Below are 17,297 nucleotides of genomic sequence, written 5' to 3' on the forward strand. Positions count from 1 at the left end.
TGAGGTTGATTGCTGATGTGATGGAGTGACCAAACCATGAAGCAGGGAATATCCACCGGATCAGCAGACTGAATTGTGCCTGATGCTTTATTCCTCAGCCGCCAATCTGTGCCAGAGTAGCGGTGCCACCGGTATAGCCATCCTGCAGAAAATGTTTATCCTGCTTCAGTTGCAGAAAGTCCTGAATGCGGTTAATCAGTTCCGGCTGCTGCTGATCGTTTTGCAACAGGTCTCTCAGGTCGTAGCCCTGATCGCCGAACAGGCACAGCTGCAGTTTACCCAGGCTGGTTACCCGCAGGCGGTTGCAGTCGTCACAGAAATCCGGTGAGTAAGGGGTAATGAGGCCGATTCGGCCACGGTATTCCGGGTGGTAATACTCCTGAGCCGGACCTGCCGATTTATGTCGGGCTACCCTGATCCAGCCACTTTCGAGCAGTTGATCCCGAACGGTATTGCCAGGCAGGTGTTGCTGGTTAAAAAAGTCCTGGTTATCGCCGGTTTGCATCAGCTCAATAAAGCGCAGGGTGATGGGCTGGTCTTTAATCCAGTTCAGGAAATCCGGCAGCTGGTCGGCATTGTGGTCACGCATCAGTACGGCGTTGATTTTGAAGCCGGTCATGCCCAGCTTAAAACCTCTGTCGATCCCGTCCAGGATTTCCTGCAGACGGTTGTGACCGGTAATGGTCTGGAAGCCACGGGCGTCCAGGCTGTCAACGCTGACGTTAATGGCATCCACCCCGGCTTCCAGCCAGGACTCAATTCGCTCATCCATTTTGTAGCCATTGGTGGTCATGGCGACAGTCTGAATACCGGGAATCTGTTTAATCGTGGACACAATATTGTTAAATTCACGACGAAGGGTCGGCTCTCCGCCCGTAATGCGCACTTTTTCCACACCCAGCCGGGCGAAAGCACTAATTAATCGTCGTATTTCGTTTACAGTCAGGGATTGCTTATGATGGTGCTCTGAGCACCCATCAGGCAAACAGTAGTTGCAGCGAAAATTACACAGGTCTGTAATTGAGAGTCTTAGGTAGGGGAAGGTCCGCCCCTGATTGTCTTGCAAACGTAGCATCAAACACCTTTCCAAATGCGGGAGGCACTGACATTTCTGTCAGAACCCTGGTAGCAGCGCACACATTATTCTGCTACGGCTTCAGAACCATGCCATGGGTTTAGGTACTGAAGCTCGGCGCTCGTAAAAATTCAAATTGTTAGGGGCTATCCTAACGATCTGTAAAAGTAATTGCTATATGAAAACGCTGCTTTGTGAAAAAATGTTTGTCATGCTGTTCGAGTTTTATTGATTTTGTTTATTATGCAAGCTGTAAAGTGTCAAACACCTCTTATCGGATTTGCGGCCTACAGTGGCACGGGTAAAACCACACTGCTGGAAAAGCTGCTGCCTATTCTGGTGGAACGAAAGCTCAGGGTGGGAATGGTAAAAGCATCGCACCATACTATTGAGCCGGACAAACCGGGCAAGGACAGTTATCGGCTGCGTCATGCCGGCGCCCTGCAACTGGTGCTGAGTACGCCGCAGCGATCCATCTGTTATACCGAACGGGATCCGGACGTTTCCCGCACGCTTGCGGAGCAGCTTCGTCTGCTGGACCTGGATAACCTGGATCTGGTGGTGGTAGAAGGTTTTCGCGATGAGCCTTTTGCCAAGATCGAACTGCACCGACCGGTTCTCAACAAACCGCTTCTGTATCCGGACGACCCTAATATTATTGCGATCGCCCGTGACGATTCAGGTTATCAGCCGGGGCGTTCCATGCCTGTTCTGGATATCAACCACCCTGAACAGATTGCAGACTTTATTTTTGCCACCTTTTTTCAACATTGTTAAAGGAAATTTTACATGACTGATTGCTGTTCAACCCCTGAACTGATGCCTTTGGAACAGGGACTGGAAAAACTCCGGCAGGAAATTACCCCGGTGGCCGGGGTTGAACAGGTTGCTCTGGAGGATGCTCTGGACAGGGTTCTGGCAGAAAATGTTATTTCACCCGTCAATGTCCCTTCTCACAATAATTCAGCCATGGACGGTTATGCCCTGCGGCTGAAAGATCTGGAGAGTACCGATACCCTGCCACTGGCCGGTCAGTCACTGGCGGGTCATCCTTTTGCCGGCGAGATACCTGCCGGGCAGTGTATCCGGATTATGACCGGTGCCAGCGTACCGGACAGTGCTGACACTGTGATTATGCAGGAGCAGGTGAATGTTACGGATGACGGTGTTCAGTTTCTGAACAAGCCTGAAGCAACCGGCAATAATATTCGCCTGGCTGGTGAGGATATTCCGGAAGGTTGCGAGGTGTTTACAGCGGGGCATAAAGTCAGGGCGCAGGATCTGGGCTTGCTGGCTTCGCTGGGTGTTCCTGAAGTAAAAGTCTTTCGTCGTGTCAAGGTGGCACTGTTCTCCACAGGGGATGAGCTGAAACTGCCGGGACAGTCTCTGGGATTGGGCGATATTTACGACAGCAATCGTTTCGCACTGAAAGCCATGCTAAACCGACTTGGGGTTGAGGTTATTGACCTGGGGTTGGTTGCTGATGATCCGGAAGCCTTGCGTCAGGCTTTTTCAGAAGCGGACCGGCAGGCGGATGTCGTAATCACTTCGGGGGGCGTTTCCGTGGGCGACGCGGATTTTGTCAAAGATATTCTGCAGGAAATGGGTGAAATGTCGTTCTGGAAACTGGCGATCAAGCCCGGTAAGCCTTTTGCTTTTGGACGATTGCCGGGCAGCTGGTTTGTTGGTTTGCCGGGCAATCCGGTTTCTGCCACGGTAACGTTTCAACAGCTGGCAACGCCTGCCCTTCTGCATTTGATGGGCGCCCGGTCTGTTGAGCCGCAAACCATTCAGGCAGTGTGCAAAACACCGCTGAAGAAGAGACCGGGGCGGAGGGAGTTTCAGCGCGGTATTCTGTCAACCAGTGGCAGTGGACAGATGGAAGTGGTAACAACGGGCAGTCAGGGATCGGGAGTGATGCGTTCAATGAGCCTGGCCAACTGCTATATCGTTCTGCCTGAGCAGCAGGGGGATGTGGCAGAGGGTGAGCAGGTAACGGTTCAGTTGTTCAATCAGCTATTGATGAACTGATACACCCATTAAGTTGAAATGTCGCCGTCTTCTGTACAGGCGGCTACAAATCCGAATCATTCGCATCTGTCTCTGCATCAGGGACAGGCTTTATTCTGCAAGTGGATGTCGCATCTGTATTGGTAAGTGGTCGCATAGTCAGTGTGTCTGATATCTGCTAGCACAAAAAATAGTCAAAAATAATTGATTCAAATCAATCCCCTCTTCCAAAACTTGCCGGTAATATCCACGCTGCCTGAATCCTGACTCGCAAGCTCCCGCGGCATGTACTTAATCAACAAAAAACATCACCTTTAAGGAGTTTGTCACTCAGGTCAAACCAAGCTGACCGGAACACTCAATGAAAAACTGGCTTGATAAAACAATCCTGTCGCCTATGAAACGGCGAAACTTTATGAAGTGGGGCTCTCTGGTAGGAGGAGCTGCTGTAGCCAGCGCAGGACTGCCATTAAAGTCTGTTGCCAAAACCGCTTCTGCTGACACAAAAAAAACTGAAACCAAAACCACATGGTCCGCCTGCATGGTGAACTGTGGCAGCCGTTGTGCTCTGCGGGTTCATACCACTGATGGTGTGATTACCCAGGTTGAGTCCGATAACCGTGGCGATGATAAAACCTTTGGACAGCACCAGATTCGTGCCTGTCTGCGAGGCCGGTCCATCAAGCACCGCGTTTATAATCCTGATCGCCTGAAATACCCGATGAAACGTATCGGTGAGCGTGGGGAAGGCCGTTTTGAGCGCATCAGCTGGGATGAGGCACTGGATCTGCTGGCTGACAAAATGAAGCATATCATTGACGCTTATGGCAATGATTCCATTTTTTTCACTTATGGTACCGGAACCCAGGGCTATCGTACTGACGGTCAGCATGCCCTGCATCGCCTGATGAATATGCTGGGTGGATACCTGAATTATTATGGTAACTACAGCTGGGGACAGATTCAGTTTGCCCTGCCATTCACTTATGGTGATATTAAAGCAGCTGCCAATGGTAGTTACACCTCGGAAATTGAAAAAGCTGAACTGCTGGTGATGTTCGGCTACAACCCGGCTGAAACCCGCATGAGTGGTGGCGGTGAGATATACGAACACAGTCTTGCAGTACGCAAGAGAGGGGTTCGTACCATCATTATTGATCCTCGCTACACCGATACCATGCTGGGCAAGGAAGATGAATGGATTCCTATTCGCCCGGGAACGGATGCGGCACTGGTTGAAGGTATTGCCCATGTGCTGATTACTGAGAAGCTGGTGGATCAGGCATTTCTGGATCAGTACTGTCAGGGGTATGATGCAAAGACACTGCCAGACAGTGCGCCAGAAAATGGTCACTATAAAGCTCATATCCTCGGACAGGGGCCGGACGGTATTGAAAAAACGCCGGAGTGGGCTTCCCGCCTGACCAGTATTCCCGCCCAAAAGATTATTCAGCTGGCTCGTGAAATCGGTTCTGCCAAACCTGCTTACATTGTTCAGGGTACGGGTATCCAGCGTCAGGCTAATGGTGAGCAGACATCCCGGTCTATTGTAATGCTGCCAATTCTGACGGGTAATATTGGTCTGCCAGGAACGCATACCGGAGATATGCCAGCGAATTATGGTTATCCGGTGCCCGTGCTGCCAACCGGAACGAACCCGGTAAAAGCATCCATTCCTTTCTTTGGCTGGACCGACGCCATTGTCCGTGCTCATGAAATGACCAACAAAACAGACGGTATTCAGGGTGTTGAACGACTGGAGACGCCGATCAAAATGCTGATCAGCTATGCCGGTAATATGTTGATCAACCAGCATTCTGACATTAATCGCACGAAAGAAATTCTGCGTGATGACAGTCTGTGTGAACTCACCGTTGTCATTGATAACCACATGACGCCGAGCGCCCGGTTTGCTGATCTGCTGTTGCCAGACGTTACTACTCTGGAAAATACGGAAGTCAGCTCCGATGGTTATGCTTCCGGTTCTGTTGGTGCTGTTGTACCACTGGTACCTGCTATCAAGCCGATGTATGAGTGCCGAAGTGCCTACGACATGTGTGCCGGACTGGCGGAACGTTTTGGTATTCGTGAGCAGTTTACGGAAGGTCGTACTCACGAGGAGTGGGTTGAGCATCTGTATGCCGGAGCCCGGGCCAAAGATTCCAAGTTACCGTCTCTGGAACAGCTGAGAAAAGACGGCCCTTATACGGTACTGGCCCCGGAAGACGGACGGGTTGCGCTACAGGATTTCCGCGATGATCCGGTGAAACACGCGCTGGGAACGCCTTCAGGAAAAATCGAAATTTACTCCACCAAACTGGAGAAGATTGCGAAAGAGTGGACTCTGCCTGAAGGGGATGTCATCACGCCTCTGCCGCAATATGTGACCACCTGGGAAAGCCATCTGGACCCCCTGACCGAGAAATACCCTTTGCAGCTGGTGGGCTTCCATACCAAGGGACGGGTTCACTCGACTTATCACAACATTCCTGAACTTCGTGAAGCCGTGATGGATGGTGTCTGGATGAATCCGGTTGATGCCAAGGCTCGTGGCATCAAGAGCGGTGACCAGGTACGTATCTGGAATGACCGCGGTGAAACCCGGGTGCTGGCCAAGGTGACTCCACGGATTATGCCCGGAGTAATGGCTCTGGGAGAAGGTGCCTGGTACAAGCCGGATCGCAAAGGTGTTGACCATGGGGGTTCTTTCAACGTTTTGACAACCCAGCGACCAACGCCTTTGTCTAAGGGTAACCCGCAACACACCAATCTGGTTGAAATCGCCAAGGTCTGAGGAGTACTGGATAAATGGCTCAAATGGGATTCTATGTCGATACCAGTAAGTGTACCGGCTGTAAAACCTGTCAACTGTCTTGTAAAGACAAAAATACCCTGCCAGTGGGCGTAAACTGGCGTCGTGTTTATGAATACGCTGGTGGCGACTGGGTTCAGCACGAAGACGGCACATTCAGCAACGATGTGTTTGCCTACTATGTGTCTGTCAGCTGTAACCACTGCGCCCAGCCTGCCTGTGCCAAAGCCTGCCCGACCGGTGCCATGCACAAGCGGGAAGAAGACGGTCTGGTGGTGGTCAACGACCAGGTATGCGTCGGCTGTCGTTACTGTGAAATGGCCTGTCCATACGGTGCGCCACAGTTTAATCCGGAAAAGAAAGTCATGAGCAAGTGCGATGGCTGCTACGAGCGTGTCGCTCAGGGTGAACAGCCGGTGTGTGTCGAGTCCTGCCCGCTGCGCGCGCTGGAGTTCGGCCCGATTGACGAGCTGCGTGCCAGATACGGAAGTCGTGCCGATGTGGCACCTCTGCCTGATCCGAAGCTGACCGATCCGTCGCTGATTATTGGCACCTGCCGTAATACCCGCCTGACCGGTGACACCACAGGCAAAATTGAGAATCCACAGGAGGTGTGATCATGAGCCAGTTGTCCCTGGTTTTCTTTACGGTTCTGGCACAAAGTGCTGTTGGCCTGTTTATCTCCCTCGGGCTGGTGGAAATGCTCGCCAGACCGAATGAACAGGTCATGACCCGATCATTTATGGCAGTGTTTGTACTGCTGGCCATTGGTGCAATAGCATCTGTGACTCATCTGTCGCAACCGCTGCGCATGTTTAACGTGATGTTCGGTGTGGCTCATGCTTCACCATTGAGCCTGGAAATTGTCGCGCTGAGTCTGTTTGGTGGTGCGGGTGTCGTTTATACCGCGATGCGCCTGTTTGGTATCGCACCGGGATTACAGAAGCTGGTGTTGCCTGTTGCCATGGTACTGGGCATCGTTCTGATCCTTGCGATTGCCAAAGTGTACACACTGGCGACGGTACCAACCTGGAACAGTAACTGGACTACCTTCCAGTTCCTGATGACGGCAGCTGTCGTTGGCCCTCTGGCAGCGGCTGCGTTGCTGCGTTTCCAGTCGGTTGATCTGGGCGCTGTTCAGGTTCTGGCTGATAAAGCGCTGGCGACCACCGTATTGATGACAATGGCCATCAGCCTGGTCGGCTATGTAGGTTACCTGTTCTGGCTGGGACAGTTGCCGGTTGCCGTTAATCCTCTGGCGATGCTGAGCTATGGTCAGATGCTGGCGATGGTTCGTATGGTGCTGCTGGTGGGAGGTGTGCTGATGTTCGCGGTTTCTGCCATGCGTGGTGGCAGCTGTGGCTATCAGGCAGCAACCAGCTTTGTCATGGTGCTGGTGTCTGAATTTATGGGCCGCGCCTTCTTCTACGATATCTACTTGAGTGCCGGTTCCGGCATGTAAGCGATAGCGTTTGACAGCCCTGAGCCAGTCGATGATTGCTGGCTCAGGGTTTGTCACTATTATTGTCGCTTTCCTGAGACTATTGCCGTTTTTTCGGAGTCGGTTCCTGCGAGGCTCCGGGTTGTGCTTCAGGCGGCAACTCTTCAGCAGACGCTGCGCTGGCAGAGCTAGACTGTTGAGAGCATGAAGGCAGGCGTTTGTTATCTATCAGCTGTTTTGAAGACTCCAGTTTGTCGTTCAGAGGTTTCAGGTACTGATTCAGCTGATCAGCGACGCTTTCAAGGGATTTTACATTCTGCTGAATGTTGTGCTGATCGTTAACGACCTTCCTGCCACGCCTGCCTCCTTTATTTTTGTTTTTTTAGTAGCCTGCCTCTTTCGTCATAGATAATCTGAGCGTTAGTGCAGCAGGCTGCAACCTTATTCATATTGGAGGTTAATACCTGTATTCCAGTGTGAAGCTGATCCAGAGCCTGCAGAAATTCCGGCTCCAGATCGTTTTCTGTGGTGATGGCTTCAACTGCCCGGGTAAATGATTCGGTCATGCTTTCAATTAACGGAAATGATGCCTGTGATGCAGAGAGCTCTTCTATCGCTTTAGCAAACTTGTCCAGCATCTCTCTGGCTGGCAGCTGGTTTGCAGAGGAATCCGAACGGGCTTGCCTTATTGATGTTCCGTAATTATAAACAGTACACACGTTTTCACAGTTTTTGTGTACCTGCCTGGTCAATACCACCCTGACCAGATCTGCGTAACAAAAACAGGCCTGCGCTTTATGTATTTTACTGGTCTCCGGGTTGTTGATTAATGGAGAGAGGATCTCTGATATTTCATCAAGCGACTTTTTATTGGTAAAGGCTTCTAACGCTTCTTTAATAGCCGGAGGAAACGATTGTTCAGTACTTGGTGCCGGGACTTGCATTGTTGCGGCTTGCGGTTGAGCCTGTTCCTGATGCGACAGTCTTCCTTCTCTTTGAGCGCCTTTAACTCTTTTTTTTCGGTCAGCCGCTAATTTCTCAGCTTTCTGTCGGGCTTCGTGCGCTTCTTTTTGTTCATCAAGAACCAGTCTGAGCCTGGTGCTGTTAAGAGTCAGCATAATAGATTCAAACTCTAAAAGCATAATTTGGAGAGGCAAGCTATATTCCATCTCCAGGATATCGTTCAGAGATTTTTGATCCTGCCCGGAAACATCATTGCATTCAATTACGCTTTTAATAATTTTATCGAATGTGAATAGGATATTTTTTATCTGAGCTACCTTGGCTGGATTTTCTTTAAACTCTTTATTTTTGCAAAGTTCTTGAAATGCCCTCCTGCAATAGTTCATAAGCGATAAAGCGTCTTTAGTATCGAAACGATGCTCACGGGACATTAGCAGTAAATAGTCCAGTAATCTCTGGACTTTCTCCAGTTCGTCACAGGCAATGCAGATATTGATAATTTGTTTCAAATTAAAGTTGCTAAGTTCTTCCGGGTTGACCTGCTGTAACCAGATTGAAAAACCTTCCCTGTTATTGTTTATCAGCTGGATTAAATCCTGTTGATTTGCGGTGTCACAATAGAACGCAACAGCTTGGTTTAATAGTCTGGTCATTATCTGGTTTTTAGTGTTGTGAGCTTCTGTTAATTCCTTTATTTTTTTGTCTGTTTGTTCTAATTTTTCTTCTAAGTTAGTCATTTCAGCACTATTCTTTTTAGTATCCTTCTTTGACTCAAGATACTTTTTGTATAGCTCTTTCTTTTCTTCCAGTAACTTGTGTTGCACATTAATTAGCTCTAATGTTTGTGAAATAAAAGTTTCGTAGTGACTGTATGTTTCTACCTTAAACTGGGATGTAGGTATGTTTTCGATACTATCTTTACAAGCTGTCATGCGTTTTTCGCATAGCGTATAGTATATTTCCATTAGATTATGGTTCTGCACCCAGTGTGAATGCCTTAATTTGTTTTGAACTATGCTGAGTTGATTGTGACGGTCTGGGGTCATCCTTCCCGAACCCGATCTTGGATTTTTATGAGGCAAAAAACAGGAGCGAAGGTTGGCAAAAAGTTCCAGATGAGCATCAAGCATTGTCTTCAGGTTGGTCATTGCTACAAGCTTAATCCTTGATTCGGGAGAATAGCCTGTTTGCGGATCATAATTAAAATTAAAGGTCTTGAGCTGGTTATCAGTGATGAACTGCTGAATGTGTCTTTCTGATTCTGTCAGTAGCTGCTCATTGCGATTTTTGTATCGTTTACAGATATTCCTGTGTTGCAGCAAAACCTCGTTTTGTTTTTTGCAGTATGCCTGGTACTCAGCCGTTTCTGCTGACTTAGGCATGGAAGGCTGAGTCGGCTCATTTGTTTCTACAGAACGACCATTAAGGCTTTCGGTTGTTTTTGGTTTTTTCTTCTTTTTCTTCTTTTTTTTCTCTTCTGTGGTTGGGTTTACCTCAGGTAAAGGTGAACTCGACATAGCAGCAGATGCGTCCATAATTAACTTCCTTTTGAGTCATTATCCTTTGATCAGTGTCTGCGGTTATTGTTAGATGAAAAAATGTTGAAAAAGTTCCCGCTCTTGCTTCTACAAGCTGGCAATATGGGCAGGCATACAGTTCTGGGTGCTGGCTCAGGGGTAACACTGCTTTTTCCTGCCTCTCAATCAGCATGTTGAGTTTTCAACGCCTATAATCGGTTGGCTCTACAACAGGCCTTGATTATGAAGCTCTTTCCTTCTGTCAGCTTTTATTTCTTTTCCCTTCTACCTCTGGTTAGTACGGCGTCTATTTTAACGGATGAATGCATCGCACTGATTCAGGAAAGTCGCGAGGAGATTTGCCGGCTGTCTTCGGGAGAAGAATATAAAAATGACAAGGTGTTCTCTACTTTTCAGCCTCACTGGTCAACGGATAAGATTACTGTGCAGCGGTATAACACTGTTCCGGGAGTCCGACTGGAACACACGATGTATGAGAAGAAAAATAATTTTTCAATGAAGTTGTGTGATCTGGGAAGCTCGGGATGTGTTCTGGCATTTTACCTGAATCAGGCTGTCCGAAGTGACTGGCCGCAAGTGGTCAGTTATGCGCAGACGACCCCGGATTCAAGGCTCAATGGGACCCTTGCAGATAATTTTACTCACAGAAAGTGTCTGAATGTGAACTGTTCAGAGGTGAAAGTTCCGGGACCCGGGCCAGGAAGGGCTTCAGAAAGTAAAACATTTGTACCAAGATTAGTCACTATTTGCTGCTTGTGTTCTGATCCCCTGCAAAAACCGGACGTTAAGAAAAACTCAAATAAGGTGCTTGATGAGGGATTTGAAAACATTGACGTGACAATCGTGCCTTCAGCGGGGAGCAATCAGTAGTGAAGGGCATTTTACTGTTGTGTTGTAGCTTAAGTCATTTTACAGGTTCCCGGGGTTTAAACCACTTCCAGCCCGGATGCCTTAAAACAGGCGAACACTCTATTGCCAGCAGACAACTGCAACGCATCAAAGGATTTTCGGGTTATCTGGCAGATCAGCGCCTGCTCGCCAAGGCTTAGCCTGAGCAATACGTGATGATGGCCCTGCTCCTGCAAACTGGCAATATGGGCGGGTATACAGTTCAGGATGCTGGAACTCTGCAGGGGCTCCAGGGTCAGGCTGATTTCACTGGCTGGCAGCACTACCCTTACAGGGGTTCCCGCAGGTTTGTTCATTTGACCTGTGTACAGTCTGTGCTGATCGAGCTGTATGGCTGTCAGCCCATAGTCTGGATCGTGCTCCATTACGGTGGCATCCAGTGCTGACAGTTGCTGGTCGCTGTTAACCTGTTCTTCCAGCCGGTTGAGCAACTGCCGACAGGTACCTTTTTCAATGACCTGCCCCTGGTGCATCCGCAACAGATTGTCTGCCAGCCTTGCCACCTCTTCCTTTGAGTGGCTGACAAAGACGACGGGGATTTTGAATTCCCGCTGAATCTGCTTCAGACAGGGCATTATGCTGAGTCGGGAAGACCAGTCCAGAGAGGCTAGTGGTTCATCCATTAACAGCAGGGAAGGGGCGTTAAGCAGAGTGCGGGCAATGGCCACCCGCTGTTTTTCACCGCCGGACAGTTTATCAACCGTTCGTTCCAGCAGGTGTCCGATACCCACCTGCTGAATGACGTCATCAAATGGCAGCGCTGGTTGATCCGGGTTGGCCCGCTTCCGGGCAAACCGCAGATTGCCCATTACATTCAGATGCGGAAACAGTCTGGCTTCCTGAAAAATGTAACCAATGCCCCGTTGCTCGGGCGGTAGAAAAATACCCTGTTCAGAATCGAGCCATGTGCGACTATTGCAGATTATCCGTCCCTGTACGCCGGTTTCCAGCCCGGCAAGACAGCGTAACAGTGACGTCTTGCCGCACCCGGATGACCCCATGACCCCCCATATGCCGTCCAGTGTCAGTCTCTGGTTCAGACTGATATGGAAATAATCTCTGGGCAGGTCCAGTGTAAACTGCAGAATGTTACTATCCATCAACGTTGGCTTCCTCGACGGTCAATACTGTACAGCACAACCAGTAATACCATGGCAAAGGCGAGCAGGCCGCCGGCGATGGTGTGGGCGGTTTCAAACTGTTGGGTTTCGACCGCATCAAACAGGGCAATGGACAGTACCTGAGTTTCACCGGGAATATTGCCGCCGATCATCAATACCACGCCAAATTCGCCAATGGTATGGGCAAAGCCCATGCACGCTGCCAGCAGCAGGGCTCGCTGTGTGTTGGGCAGAACAATATTGATGAAGCGATCCAAACGACGGGCGCCCAGCATTGCAGCCGCTTCGAGCAGTCCATGATCCAGCTGTTCAAAGGATCGCTGCAGCGGTTGTACGACAAAGGGCAGAGAGTACAGCACCGAAGCAACCACCAGGCCGGAAAAGCTGAATGCCAGCGTAGAGCCGGTCAAGTCCAGCCAGAATTGTCCCAGAGCGTTGTTAGGGGAGAAGGCCAGCAGCAGGTAAAAACCCAGTACTGTTGGTGGTAAAACCAGCGGCAGCCCAACCAGTGCTTCAATCACAGGCCGCAGACGGCTGCGCATGGTGGCGAGCTTCCATGCCAGAGGGGTGCCGATCACCATTAAAATCAGAGTGGTGATTAACGCCAGCTTAATGGTCAGCCAGACTGCTGCTGATAACATAAACTATCGGTTTCCTTACTTTGCGGGTCGATATCCCTGACTGGCAATATAAGCCTGACTGGTGTCGCTGAGCAGAAAATCCCTGAAGGTTTTAGCCAGGGGCTGTTTGCTCTGCTTCAACAGTACCAGTTCCTGCCGGATTGGGGCGTGGTACTCTTCGGGGATTTCCAGCCAGTGGTTTTCGGGTTCGTCCAGAACCTGGGCTTTTGCCACCAGACCCAGGCTGACATTACCACTGGCTACAAACTGCCATGCCTGCTGAATGCTGGCACCCTGAACCAGTCTGCCCTGATAGCCCTGCCAGAGATTCATCTTTTCCAGAGTCTGTTGTGCCGCAAGGCCGTAGGGAGCCAGTGCTGGATTCGCAATAGCCAGTCGCCCCTGATAGTCATCCAGGGTCTTCAGGGTCAGGTGGCTGTCAGACGGACTCCACAACACCAGACGACCATAGGCATACGTTTCACGGCTGCCGGGAACGATCAGGTCATTCAGCTCCAGTCTTGCCGGGCGTTCATCGTCGGCGGAGAGAAACAGGTCAAAAGGCGCACCATGACTGATCTGGTTGTAGAGAATGCCGGAGGATGCCGAAGAGACCAGCACTTTGATATCGTGCTTCTGTCCGAACTCTTCTGCCAGTACGTCAATAACCGGTTTGAAGTTGGCGGCAACGGCCACTCTAAGGGTGTCGGCATTAACAGTCGGGCTGACCAGTGCCATCAGCAGTGGCAGGCAGCACAGGATTATTCTTAACGCTTTACTTTGCACCGGTCTTCCCATCGTTGCGCTGCATCCTTGTCGCTTTGTCGTTCTTCAATCCACCGGTCACCCTCTGGTGTGGTTTCCTTTTTCCAGAAAGGCGCACGGGTTTTCAGGTAGTCCATAATAAAATCGCAGGCGGCAAAGGCGTCCTGACGATGCGCACTGGCAGTACCGACAAAGACAATGCGGTCAGTGGGATGGAGCTGGCCGACCCGGTGAATAATGCTGACGCCATAAAGCGACCAGCGTTCACTGGCTTCTTCTGCTATGGCCTGCAAAGCGCTTTCGGTCATGCCCGGATAGTGTTCCAGATATAACCCACTGACGTTGTCGTCCAGGTTATTGTCCCGCACCAGTCCGGTAAAGGTGACAATACCGCCCACGGCAGCGTTGTCAGATAGTCTTGCCTGTTCCCGGGCAGGGTCAAAATCCCGGGTTTGAACAGAAATATGAACAGCTGTCATGGTTAACCACCCGTTACCGGAGGGAAAAATGCGACTTCATCACCGTCTTTCAGGTCGGCATCACGGCGAGTCATGGTCTTGTTTAATGCAACGAGAGTGCGGCCATCTTCCATGATTTCACGCCAGTCGTCGCCTTTTTCAGACAACTGACCGCGCAGCGCCGACAGTGTAGGTGGCTGGTCTTCAGGGGATAATACCAGCTCATTGCAGTTCAATTGCTCGCGGTAGCTGGCGAAAAATAATACTTTGATCATACAACTTAAGTTTCTGGAGCGCAGGTTAGGACGAACGCTCCACCTCATTGATTTAACTAATGGCTGGCCACATAGTGACCACTTTTGCCCCCGCTCTTTTCCAGAACACGAATGCCATCAATCTGCATGTCTTTGTCTGCGGCTTTGCACATGTCATAAATGGTCAGGGCAGCCACCGAAGCGGCTGTGAGAGCTTCCATTTCGACACCGGTCTTACCACTTAAACGACAACAGCTTTCAATGCGAATACGACTGTGTTCCGGTTCAAAGTCAAACTCGATACCAATGTAATTCAGCATCAGCGGGTGACATAACGGAATCAGTGTGCCGCACTGTTTGGCAGCCTGGATGCCGGCAATGCGGGCAACGGCCAGTACATCGCCTTTTTTCAGGCCGTTGTCCTGCACCAGAGCCAGGGTTTGAGGCTTCATGGTGATATAGCCTTCGGCCCTGGCTTCACGACGGGTTGCGTCTTTATCGCCAACATCGACCATGCTGGCTTTGCCCTGGGCATCAGTATGGGTCAGGCTCATGGTGTGGCAGTCTTCAGTTGTTCAACAAAGTTGCAGGGACGGTGCCTGCTGTCCAGCTGTTCTTTAATAATGCCCTGCCAGGCAGTTTTGCAGGCATTGTTGGAGCCGGGCATAACAAAGACAATGGTGCCATTGGCAAAACCGGCAACGGTTCTGGATTGAATGGTCGACGTGCCAATCTGCTCATAGGACAGCTGGCGGAACAGTTCACCATAGCCGTCTACTTGTTTGTCAAACAGTGGCAGAACGGCTTCCGGTGTGCTGTCTCTGCCTGAGAAACCGGTGCCTCCGGTAATCAGAACGGCCTGAACGTTGTCGGAAGCAATCCAGCGGGACAGCGCTTCGCGAATTTTGTAGATATCGTCTTTTACTATCGCCTTGTCTGCCAGAAGATGGCCTTCAGACTTGAGCTGGTCGACCAACAGGTGACCGGACGTATCGTTGTCTTCGGTACGAGTGTCGGAAACGGTCAGAACCGCGATATGCAGCGGGATAAATTCTGAAACTTGCTTGTGAGCCATGGGGTCTCCCTGTTGTTACGAGTACTTTTGATGAGCACTCTTTATTATGAGCACTCTTTATGAGAACTCCGGCTCCGGGCAAAAGTCTGGCAGGCCTGCCACTCTTCCGGAGTGTTGGTGTTTCTGAACAGCGTTGCCTGTTCCGGAGCGGGGACGGGAATTGCCCTGCCATCCAGATGTTTGAGCAAACGCCAGATCGAGTAATCTTTTCGGTCAGGACTGTTAATAGCCTGTCTGACCCTTTCCCGCAAACGTGTATTTACCGGCAGACAGACGGGCAGTGTAAAGTCCTGAAAATAGCAGGCTGCCTTGTGCTGACTGCTGTAGTCTGCCAGATGTTTCAATGTTTCTGCCGACAGAAGCGGCATATCAACCGGTACTACCAGCAGGCTGTTTAACAGACAATCGTTGTCCGGTATCTCAAACAGTGCTGCATGGATGCCGCTGAGAGGACCCCGGTTAGGCAGCCGGTCGGTGACCGTTTTGCCAAACTGGTGGGTGGTCATCTGGCTGTTGCCACTGATCAGAACCGGGTCTGCACCGGCCGCAGCCAGTTTATCAGCCATTGCCAGAAACAGCGGTTTTTCCTGCCACTCCAGCAGTGCTTTGTTGCGACCCATTCTGGATGACTGTCCGCCAGCCAGAACCAGCCCGTATAAACGGCTCATAGGGCGTTTTCTAAACCATTTTTCCTGATAGGGGGATACTAACAGAGCCGGTTCCAATGACATAGGTCTGAGGTCAACGTGATTATGGTTTGTGTTCTGCCAGAAATTCCGGAATGCGTTGCTCCAGCCAGTAGTTCAGATGGTTTGGACGTCCGCCTATAAACCCCACATGGCCGCCCCGGTGGGTCAGTTCCAGTTGCGTGCTGTTGGACAGCTCTTCCGGCTTTGGCACGCTGTCGGGTGTCATAAAAGAATCGTCGCTGGAGTGGATAATCAGGGTCGGACTCCGGTCATTCCAGCCCTGCTGCCGGAAAAGCAGCAGTTTGTCGTGCATCTGCTGGTGCATGTTGTTGAGGAAGCGATTGCGGTACATGCGACTGGCACCCTGATTCATCTGTCGGGCGCAGTGATCCAGACGAAAGGGGACTGATACCGCCACTGCAGCAGACAGTAAACTGTTTTCGAAACAGTGGCATCCATATTGTTTGCAGGTGTGGGCTTTTCAGGCCGGGGCTGGGGGAAAATGAAAGCATAGGCGGTAAGTCCAGAGGTCTGTCGTGTACTCAGGTACTGAGTCGAAAGAGTACTCGTATTCGCTGAGGATAGTGTTTTTTATGGCGATGTGAAATGGCCTTCAAAAGCTGGTTGGGAAATATACATCCATCTAGACTGAAGTCAGTCCGGGCACCCGAGGATATCAAAGGTGTTTACCAAAGTTTTTTCAACATCCAATGCCTATTCAATTCATTGCCTATGGAAAAAAAGCCCTTCTGGTAAGATGAAACCCCGTCATTCGGGAAAAACCGGGCAGAGGTTAGGAATATGTGACGGTATAGTGCTGGCATGGCTAAAAAAAAGCATAGCCTCAAACGATGAGATTCAATCAGCTGCTGAGCTGGGATCACCACATTTAATGGCTATTGTCAGTGCCGCGAGCAATAAAGGAACGATGTACGGCATTAAGGGAACGCAATGGTTTATTCGTGTTTCCGCCCTGCTGGCGAGTCAGGGACTGAGTGCAGGAGCGTTTGAATATGTGCGCATCAATATGACCTCTACCAGAGCCGGTGCCTGGATGGCGGAGCATGAGGGATATTGTACTCTTGTCATAGAAGGTCAGATTGGTGTTCTCCATATACTCGGGGGACGATACCAGCAAAATGGGACCTGTGACCTTTTTGACCCAAACGAAGGTTTGTTTCGTTCCCAAAACGCAGAAAGTTTTATACAGGATGTGACGTTTTACCTGCAAAGAAAATATGCTCGCACACCTTATGCAAGGGGGTTGATTTGTCAGGTAACAGCCTGAACGGACAGTGTGGAGTCCTGAAAATAGCAGGCTGTCTTGTGCTGACTGCTGTAGTCTGCCAGATGTTTCAATGTTTCTGCCGACAGCAGCGGCATATCAACCGGTACTACCAGCAGGCTGTTTAGCAGACAATCGTTGTCAGGTGTCTCAAGCAGTGCTTTGTTGCGACCCATTCTGGATGACTGTCCGCCAGCCAGAACCAGCCCGTATAAATGGCTCATAGGGTGTTTTCTAAACCATTTTTCCTGATAGGGGGATGCTAACAGAGCCGGTGCCAAT

Annotated in this window: 18 protein-coding genes and 1 riboswitch; of the genes, 6 read left to right on the forward strand and 12 right to left on the reverse strand. The window is 50.4% G+C overall.

Annotation, left to right across the window (positions count from 1 at the left end):
• Positions 1-94 precede the first annotated feature (94 nt).
• Positions 95-1,075, reverse strand: coding sequence for a GTP 3',8-cyclase MoaA (gene moaA / locus V5J35_RS20280; protein ID WP_354008877.1), 981 nt, complete (start codon positions 1,073-1,075; stop codon positions 95-97).
• Positions 1,064-1,207, reverse strand: a riboswitch (molybdenum cofactor riboswitch). It overlaps the preceding gene by 12 nt.
• Before the next feature lie 111 nt (positions 1,208-1,318).
• Between moaA and mobB the strand changes: the two genes are divergently transcribed.
• From mobB to V5J35_RS20305, 5 genes are all read left to right on the forward strand, one after another.
• Positions 1,319-1,852 (forward strand): molybdopterin-guanine dinucleotide biosynthesis protein B, encoded by a 534-nt coding sequence (mobB, locus tag V5J35_RS20285; protein ID WP_354008878.1) that lies wholly within the window; start codon positions 1,319-1,321, stop codon positions 1,850-1,852.
• Between the two features lie 12 nt (positions 1,853-1,864).
• Positions 1,865-3,106 carry a molybdopterin molybdotransferase MoeA gene (gene moeA / locus V5J35_RS20290; RefSeq protein WP_354008879.1) on the forward strand — a complete coding sequence of 414 codons (1,242 nt, stop codon included), beginning with the start codon at positions 1,865-1,867 and terminating at the stop codon, positions 3,104-3,106.
• Between the two features lie 340 nt (positions 3,107-3,446).
• Entirely contained in the window at positions 3,447-5,879 is a 2,433-nt protein-coding gene (locus tag V5J35_RS20295; protein ID WP_354008880.1) for a DMSO/selenate family reductase complex A subunit, read from the forward strand.
• Between the two features lie 14 nt (positions 5,880-5,893).
• Positions 5,894-6,514, forward strand: a complete 621-nt coding sequence (locus V5J35_RS20300; RefSeq protein ID WP_354008881.1) for a DMSO/selenate family reductase complex B subunit — start codon at positions 5,894-5,896, stop codon at positions 6,512-6,514.
• Positions 6,515-6,516: 2 nt separating this feature from the next.
• The gene (locus V5J35_RS20305; protein WP_354008882.1) at positions 6,517-7,359 is read left to right on the forward strand and encodes a dimethyl sulfoxide reductase anchor subunit family protein; all 843 of its coding nucleotides are present in this window, start codon (positions 6,517-6,519) and stop codon (positions 7,357-7,359) included.
• A 347-nt stretch (positions 7,360-7,706) separates the two neighbouring features.
• On the opposite strand, the gene V5J35_RS20310 is transcribed toward V5J35_RS20305, so the two are convergent.
• The 10 genes from V5J35_RS20310 to V5J35_RS20355 form a co-directional block, all read right to left on the reverse strand.
• Positions 7,707-9,836, reverse strand: a complete 2,130-nt coding sequence (locus V5J35_RS20310; protein ID WP_354016484.1) for a hypothetical protein — start codon at positions 9,834-9,836, stop codon at positions 7,707-7,709.
• A 929-nt stretch (positions 9,837-10,765) separates the two neighbouring features.
• Positions 10,766-11,848: a molybdenum ABC transporter ATP-binding protein gene (gene modC, locus V5J35_RS20315; protein WP_354008885.1), complete on the reverse strand. Its 1,083-nt coding sequence runs from the start codon at positions 11,846-11,848 to the stop codon at positions 10,766-10,768.
• Positions 11,848-12,510: a molybdate ABC transporter permease subunit gene (modB, locus tag V5J35_RS20320; protein WP_354008886.1), complete on the reverse strand. Its 663-nt coding sequence runs from the start codon at positions 12,508-12,510 to the stop codon at positions 11,848-11,850. Before modB ends, modC begins: the two co-directional genes overlap by 1 nt.
• 15 nt (positions 12,511-12,525) lie before the next feature.
• The gene (modA, locus tag V5J35_RS20325; RefSeq protein ID WP_354008887.1) at positions 12,526-13,287 is read right to left on the reverse strand and encodes a molybdate ABC transporter substrate-binding protein; all 762 of its coding nucleotides are present in this window, start codon (positions 13,285-13,287) and stop codon (positions 12,526-12,528) included.
• Entirely contained in the window at positions 13,257-13,733 is a 477-nt protein-coding gene (moaE, locus tag V5J35_RS20330; protein ID WP_354008888.1) for a molybdopterin synthase catalytic subunit MoaE, read from the reverse strand. The genes modA and moaE overlap by 31 nt, the downstream gene beginning before the upstream one ends.
• Positions 13,734-13,735: 2 nt before the next feature.
• Positions 13,736-13,987 (reverse strand): molybdopterin converting factor subunit 1, encoded by a 252-nt coding sequence (moaD, locus tag V5J35_RS20335; protein WP_354008889.1) that lies wholly within the window; start codon positions 13,985-13,987, stop codon positions 13,736-13,738.
• Between the two features lie 56 nt (positions 13,988-14,043).
• Positions 14,044-14,520: a cyclic pyranopterin monophosphate synthase MoaC gene (gene moaC, locus V5J35_RS20340; RefSeq protein ID WP_354008890.1), complete on the reverse strand. Its 477-nt coding sequence runs from the start codon at positions 14,518-14,520 to the stop codon at positions 14,044-14,046.
• The gene (gene moaB / locus V5J35_RS20345; RefSeq protein ID WP_354008891.1) at positions 14,517-15,041 is read right to left on the reverse strand and encodes a molybdenum cofactor biosynthesis protein B; all 525 of its coding nucleotides are present in this window, start codon (positions 15,039-15,041) and stop codon (positions 14,517-14,519) included. Before moaB ends, moaC begins: the two co-directional genes overlap by 4 nt.
• A gap of 44 nt (positions 15,042-15,085) precedes the next feature.
• A complete protein-coding gene (mobA, locus tag V5J35_RS20350) occupies positions 15,086-15,709 on the reverse strand; it encodes a molybdenum cofactor guanylyltransferase (protein ID WP_354008892.1) in 624 nt (207 codons plus the stop codon).
• A gap of 82 nt (positions 15,710-15,791) precedes the next feature.
• Positions 15,792-16,148: an alpha/beta fold hydrolase family protein gene (locus V5J35_RS20355; protein ID WP_354008893.1), complete on the reverse strand. Its 357-nt coding sequence runs from the start codon at positions 16,146-16,148 to the stop codon at positions 15,792-15,794.
• Positions 16,149-16,622: 474 nt separating this feature from the next.
• Between V5J35_RS20355 and V5J35_RS20360 the strand changes: the two genes are divergently transcribed.
• Complete coding sequence (locus V5J35_RS20360; RefSeq protein WP_354008894.1) at positions 16,623-17,018, forward strand: hypothetical protein; 396 nt, start codon at positions 16,623-16,625, stop codon at positions 17,016-17,018.
• Here the strand turns inward: V5J35_RS20360 and V5J35_RS20365 are convergent.
• Positions 17,003-17,239, reverse strand: a complete 237-nt coding sequence (locus V5J35_RS20365) for an NTP transferase domain-containing protein (RefSeq protein WP_354008895.1) — start codon at positions 17,237-17,239, stop codon at positions 17,003-17,005. The genes V5J35_RS20360 and V5J35_RS20365 overlap by 16 nt on opposite strands.
• Positions 17,240-17,297 lie beyond the last annotated feature (58 nt).

Source organism: Endozoicomonas sp. NE40 (genome assembly GCF_040549045.1).
GTDB lineage: Bacteria > Pseudomonadota > Gammaproteobacteria > Pseudomonadales > Endozoicomonadaceae > Endozoicomonas_A > Endozoicomonas_A lisbonensis.

Coding starts and splice junctions, on each gene's coding strand:
- moaB (WP_354008891.1), bottom strand. CDS start 15,041: ATGGCTCACAAGCAAGTTTCAGAATTTATCCCGCTGCATATCGCGGTT.
- moeA (WP_354008879.1), top strand. CDS start 1,865: ATGACTGATTGCTGTTCAACCCCTGAACTGATGCCTTTGGAACAGGGA.
- V5J35_RS20305 (WP_354008882.1), top strand. CDS start 6,517: ATGAGCCAGTTGTCCCTGGTTTTCTTTACGGTTCTGGCACAAAGTGCT.
- moaD (WP_354008889.1), bottom strand. CDS start 13,987: ATGATCAAAGTATTATTTTTCGCCAGCTACCGCGAGCAATTGAACTGC.
- V5J35_RS20360 (WP_354008894.1), top strand. CDS start 16,623: ATGGCTATTGTCAGTGCCGCGAGCAATAAAGGAACGATGTACGGCATT.
- mobA (WP_354008892.1), bottom strand. CDS start 15,709: ATGAGCCGTTTATACGGGCTGGTTCTGGCTGGCGGACAGTCATCCAGA.
- moaE (WP_354008888.1), bottom strand. CDS start 13,733: ATGACAGCTGTTCATATTTCTGTTCAAACCCGGGATTTTGACCCTGCC.
- modB (WP_354008886.1), bottom strand. CDS start 12,510: ATGTTATCAGCAGCAGTCTGGCTGACCATTAAGCTGGCGTTAATCACC.
- moaC (WP_354008890.1), bottom strand. CDS start 14,520: ATGAGCCTGACCCATACTGATGCCCAGGGCAAAGCCAGCATGGTCGAT.
- modC (WP_354008885.1), bottom strand. CDS start 11,848: ATGGATAGTAACATTCTGCAGTTTACACTGGACCTGCCCAGAGATTAT.
- V5J35_RS20365 (WP_354008895.1), bottom strand. CDS start 17,239: ATGAGCCATTTATACGGGCTGGTTCTGGCTGGCGGACAGTCATCCAGA.
- mobB (WP_354008878.1), top strand. CDS start 1,319: ATGCAAGCTGTAAAGTGTCAAACACCTCTTATCGGATTTGCGGCCTAC.
- V5J35_RS20310 (WP_354016484.1), bottom strand. CDS start 9,836: ATGGACGCATCTGCTGCTATGTCGAGTTCACCTTTACCTGAGGTAAAC.
- V5J35_RS20295 (WP_354008880.1), top strand. CDS start 3,447: ATGAAAAACTGGCTTGATAAAACAATCCTGTCGCCTATGAAACGGCGA.
- modA (WP_354008887.1), bottom strand. CDS start 13,287: ATGGGAAGACCGGTGCAAAGTAAAGCGTTAAGAATAATCCTGTGCTGC.
- moaA (WP_354008877.1), bottom strand. CDS start 1,075: ATGCTACGTTTGCAAGACAATCAGGGGCGGACCTTCCCCTACCTAAGA.
- V5J35_RS20300 (WP_354008881.1), top strand. CDS start 5,894: ATGGCTCAAATGGGATTCTATGTCGATACCAGTAAGTGTACCGGCTGT.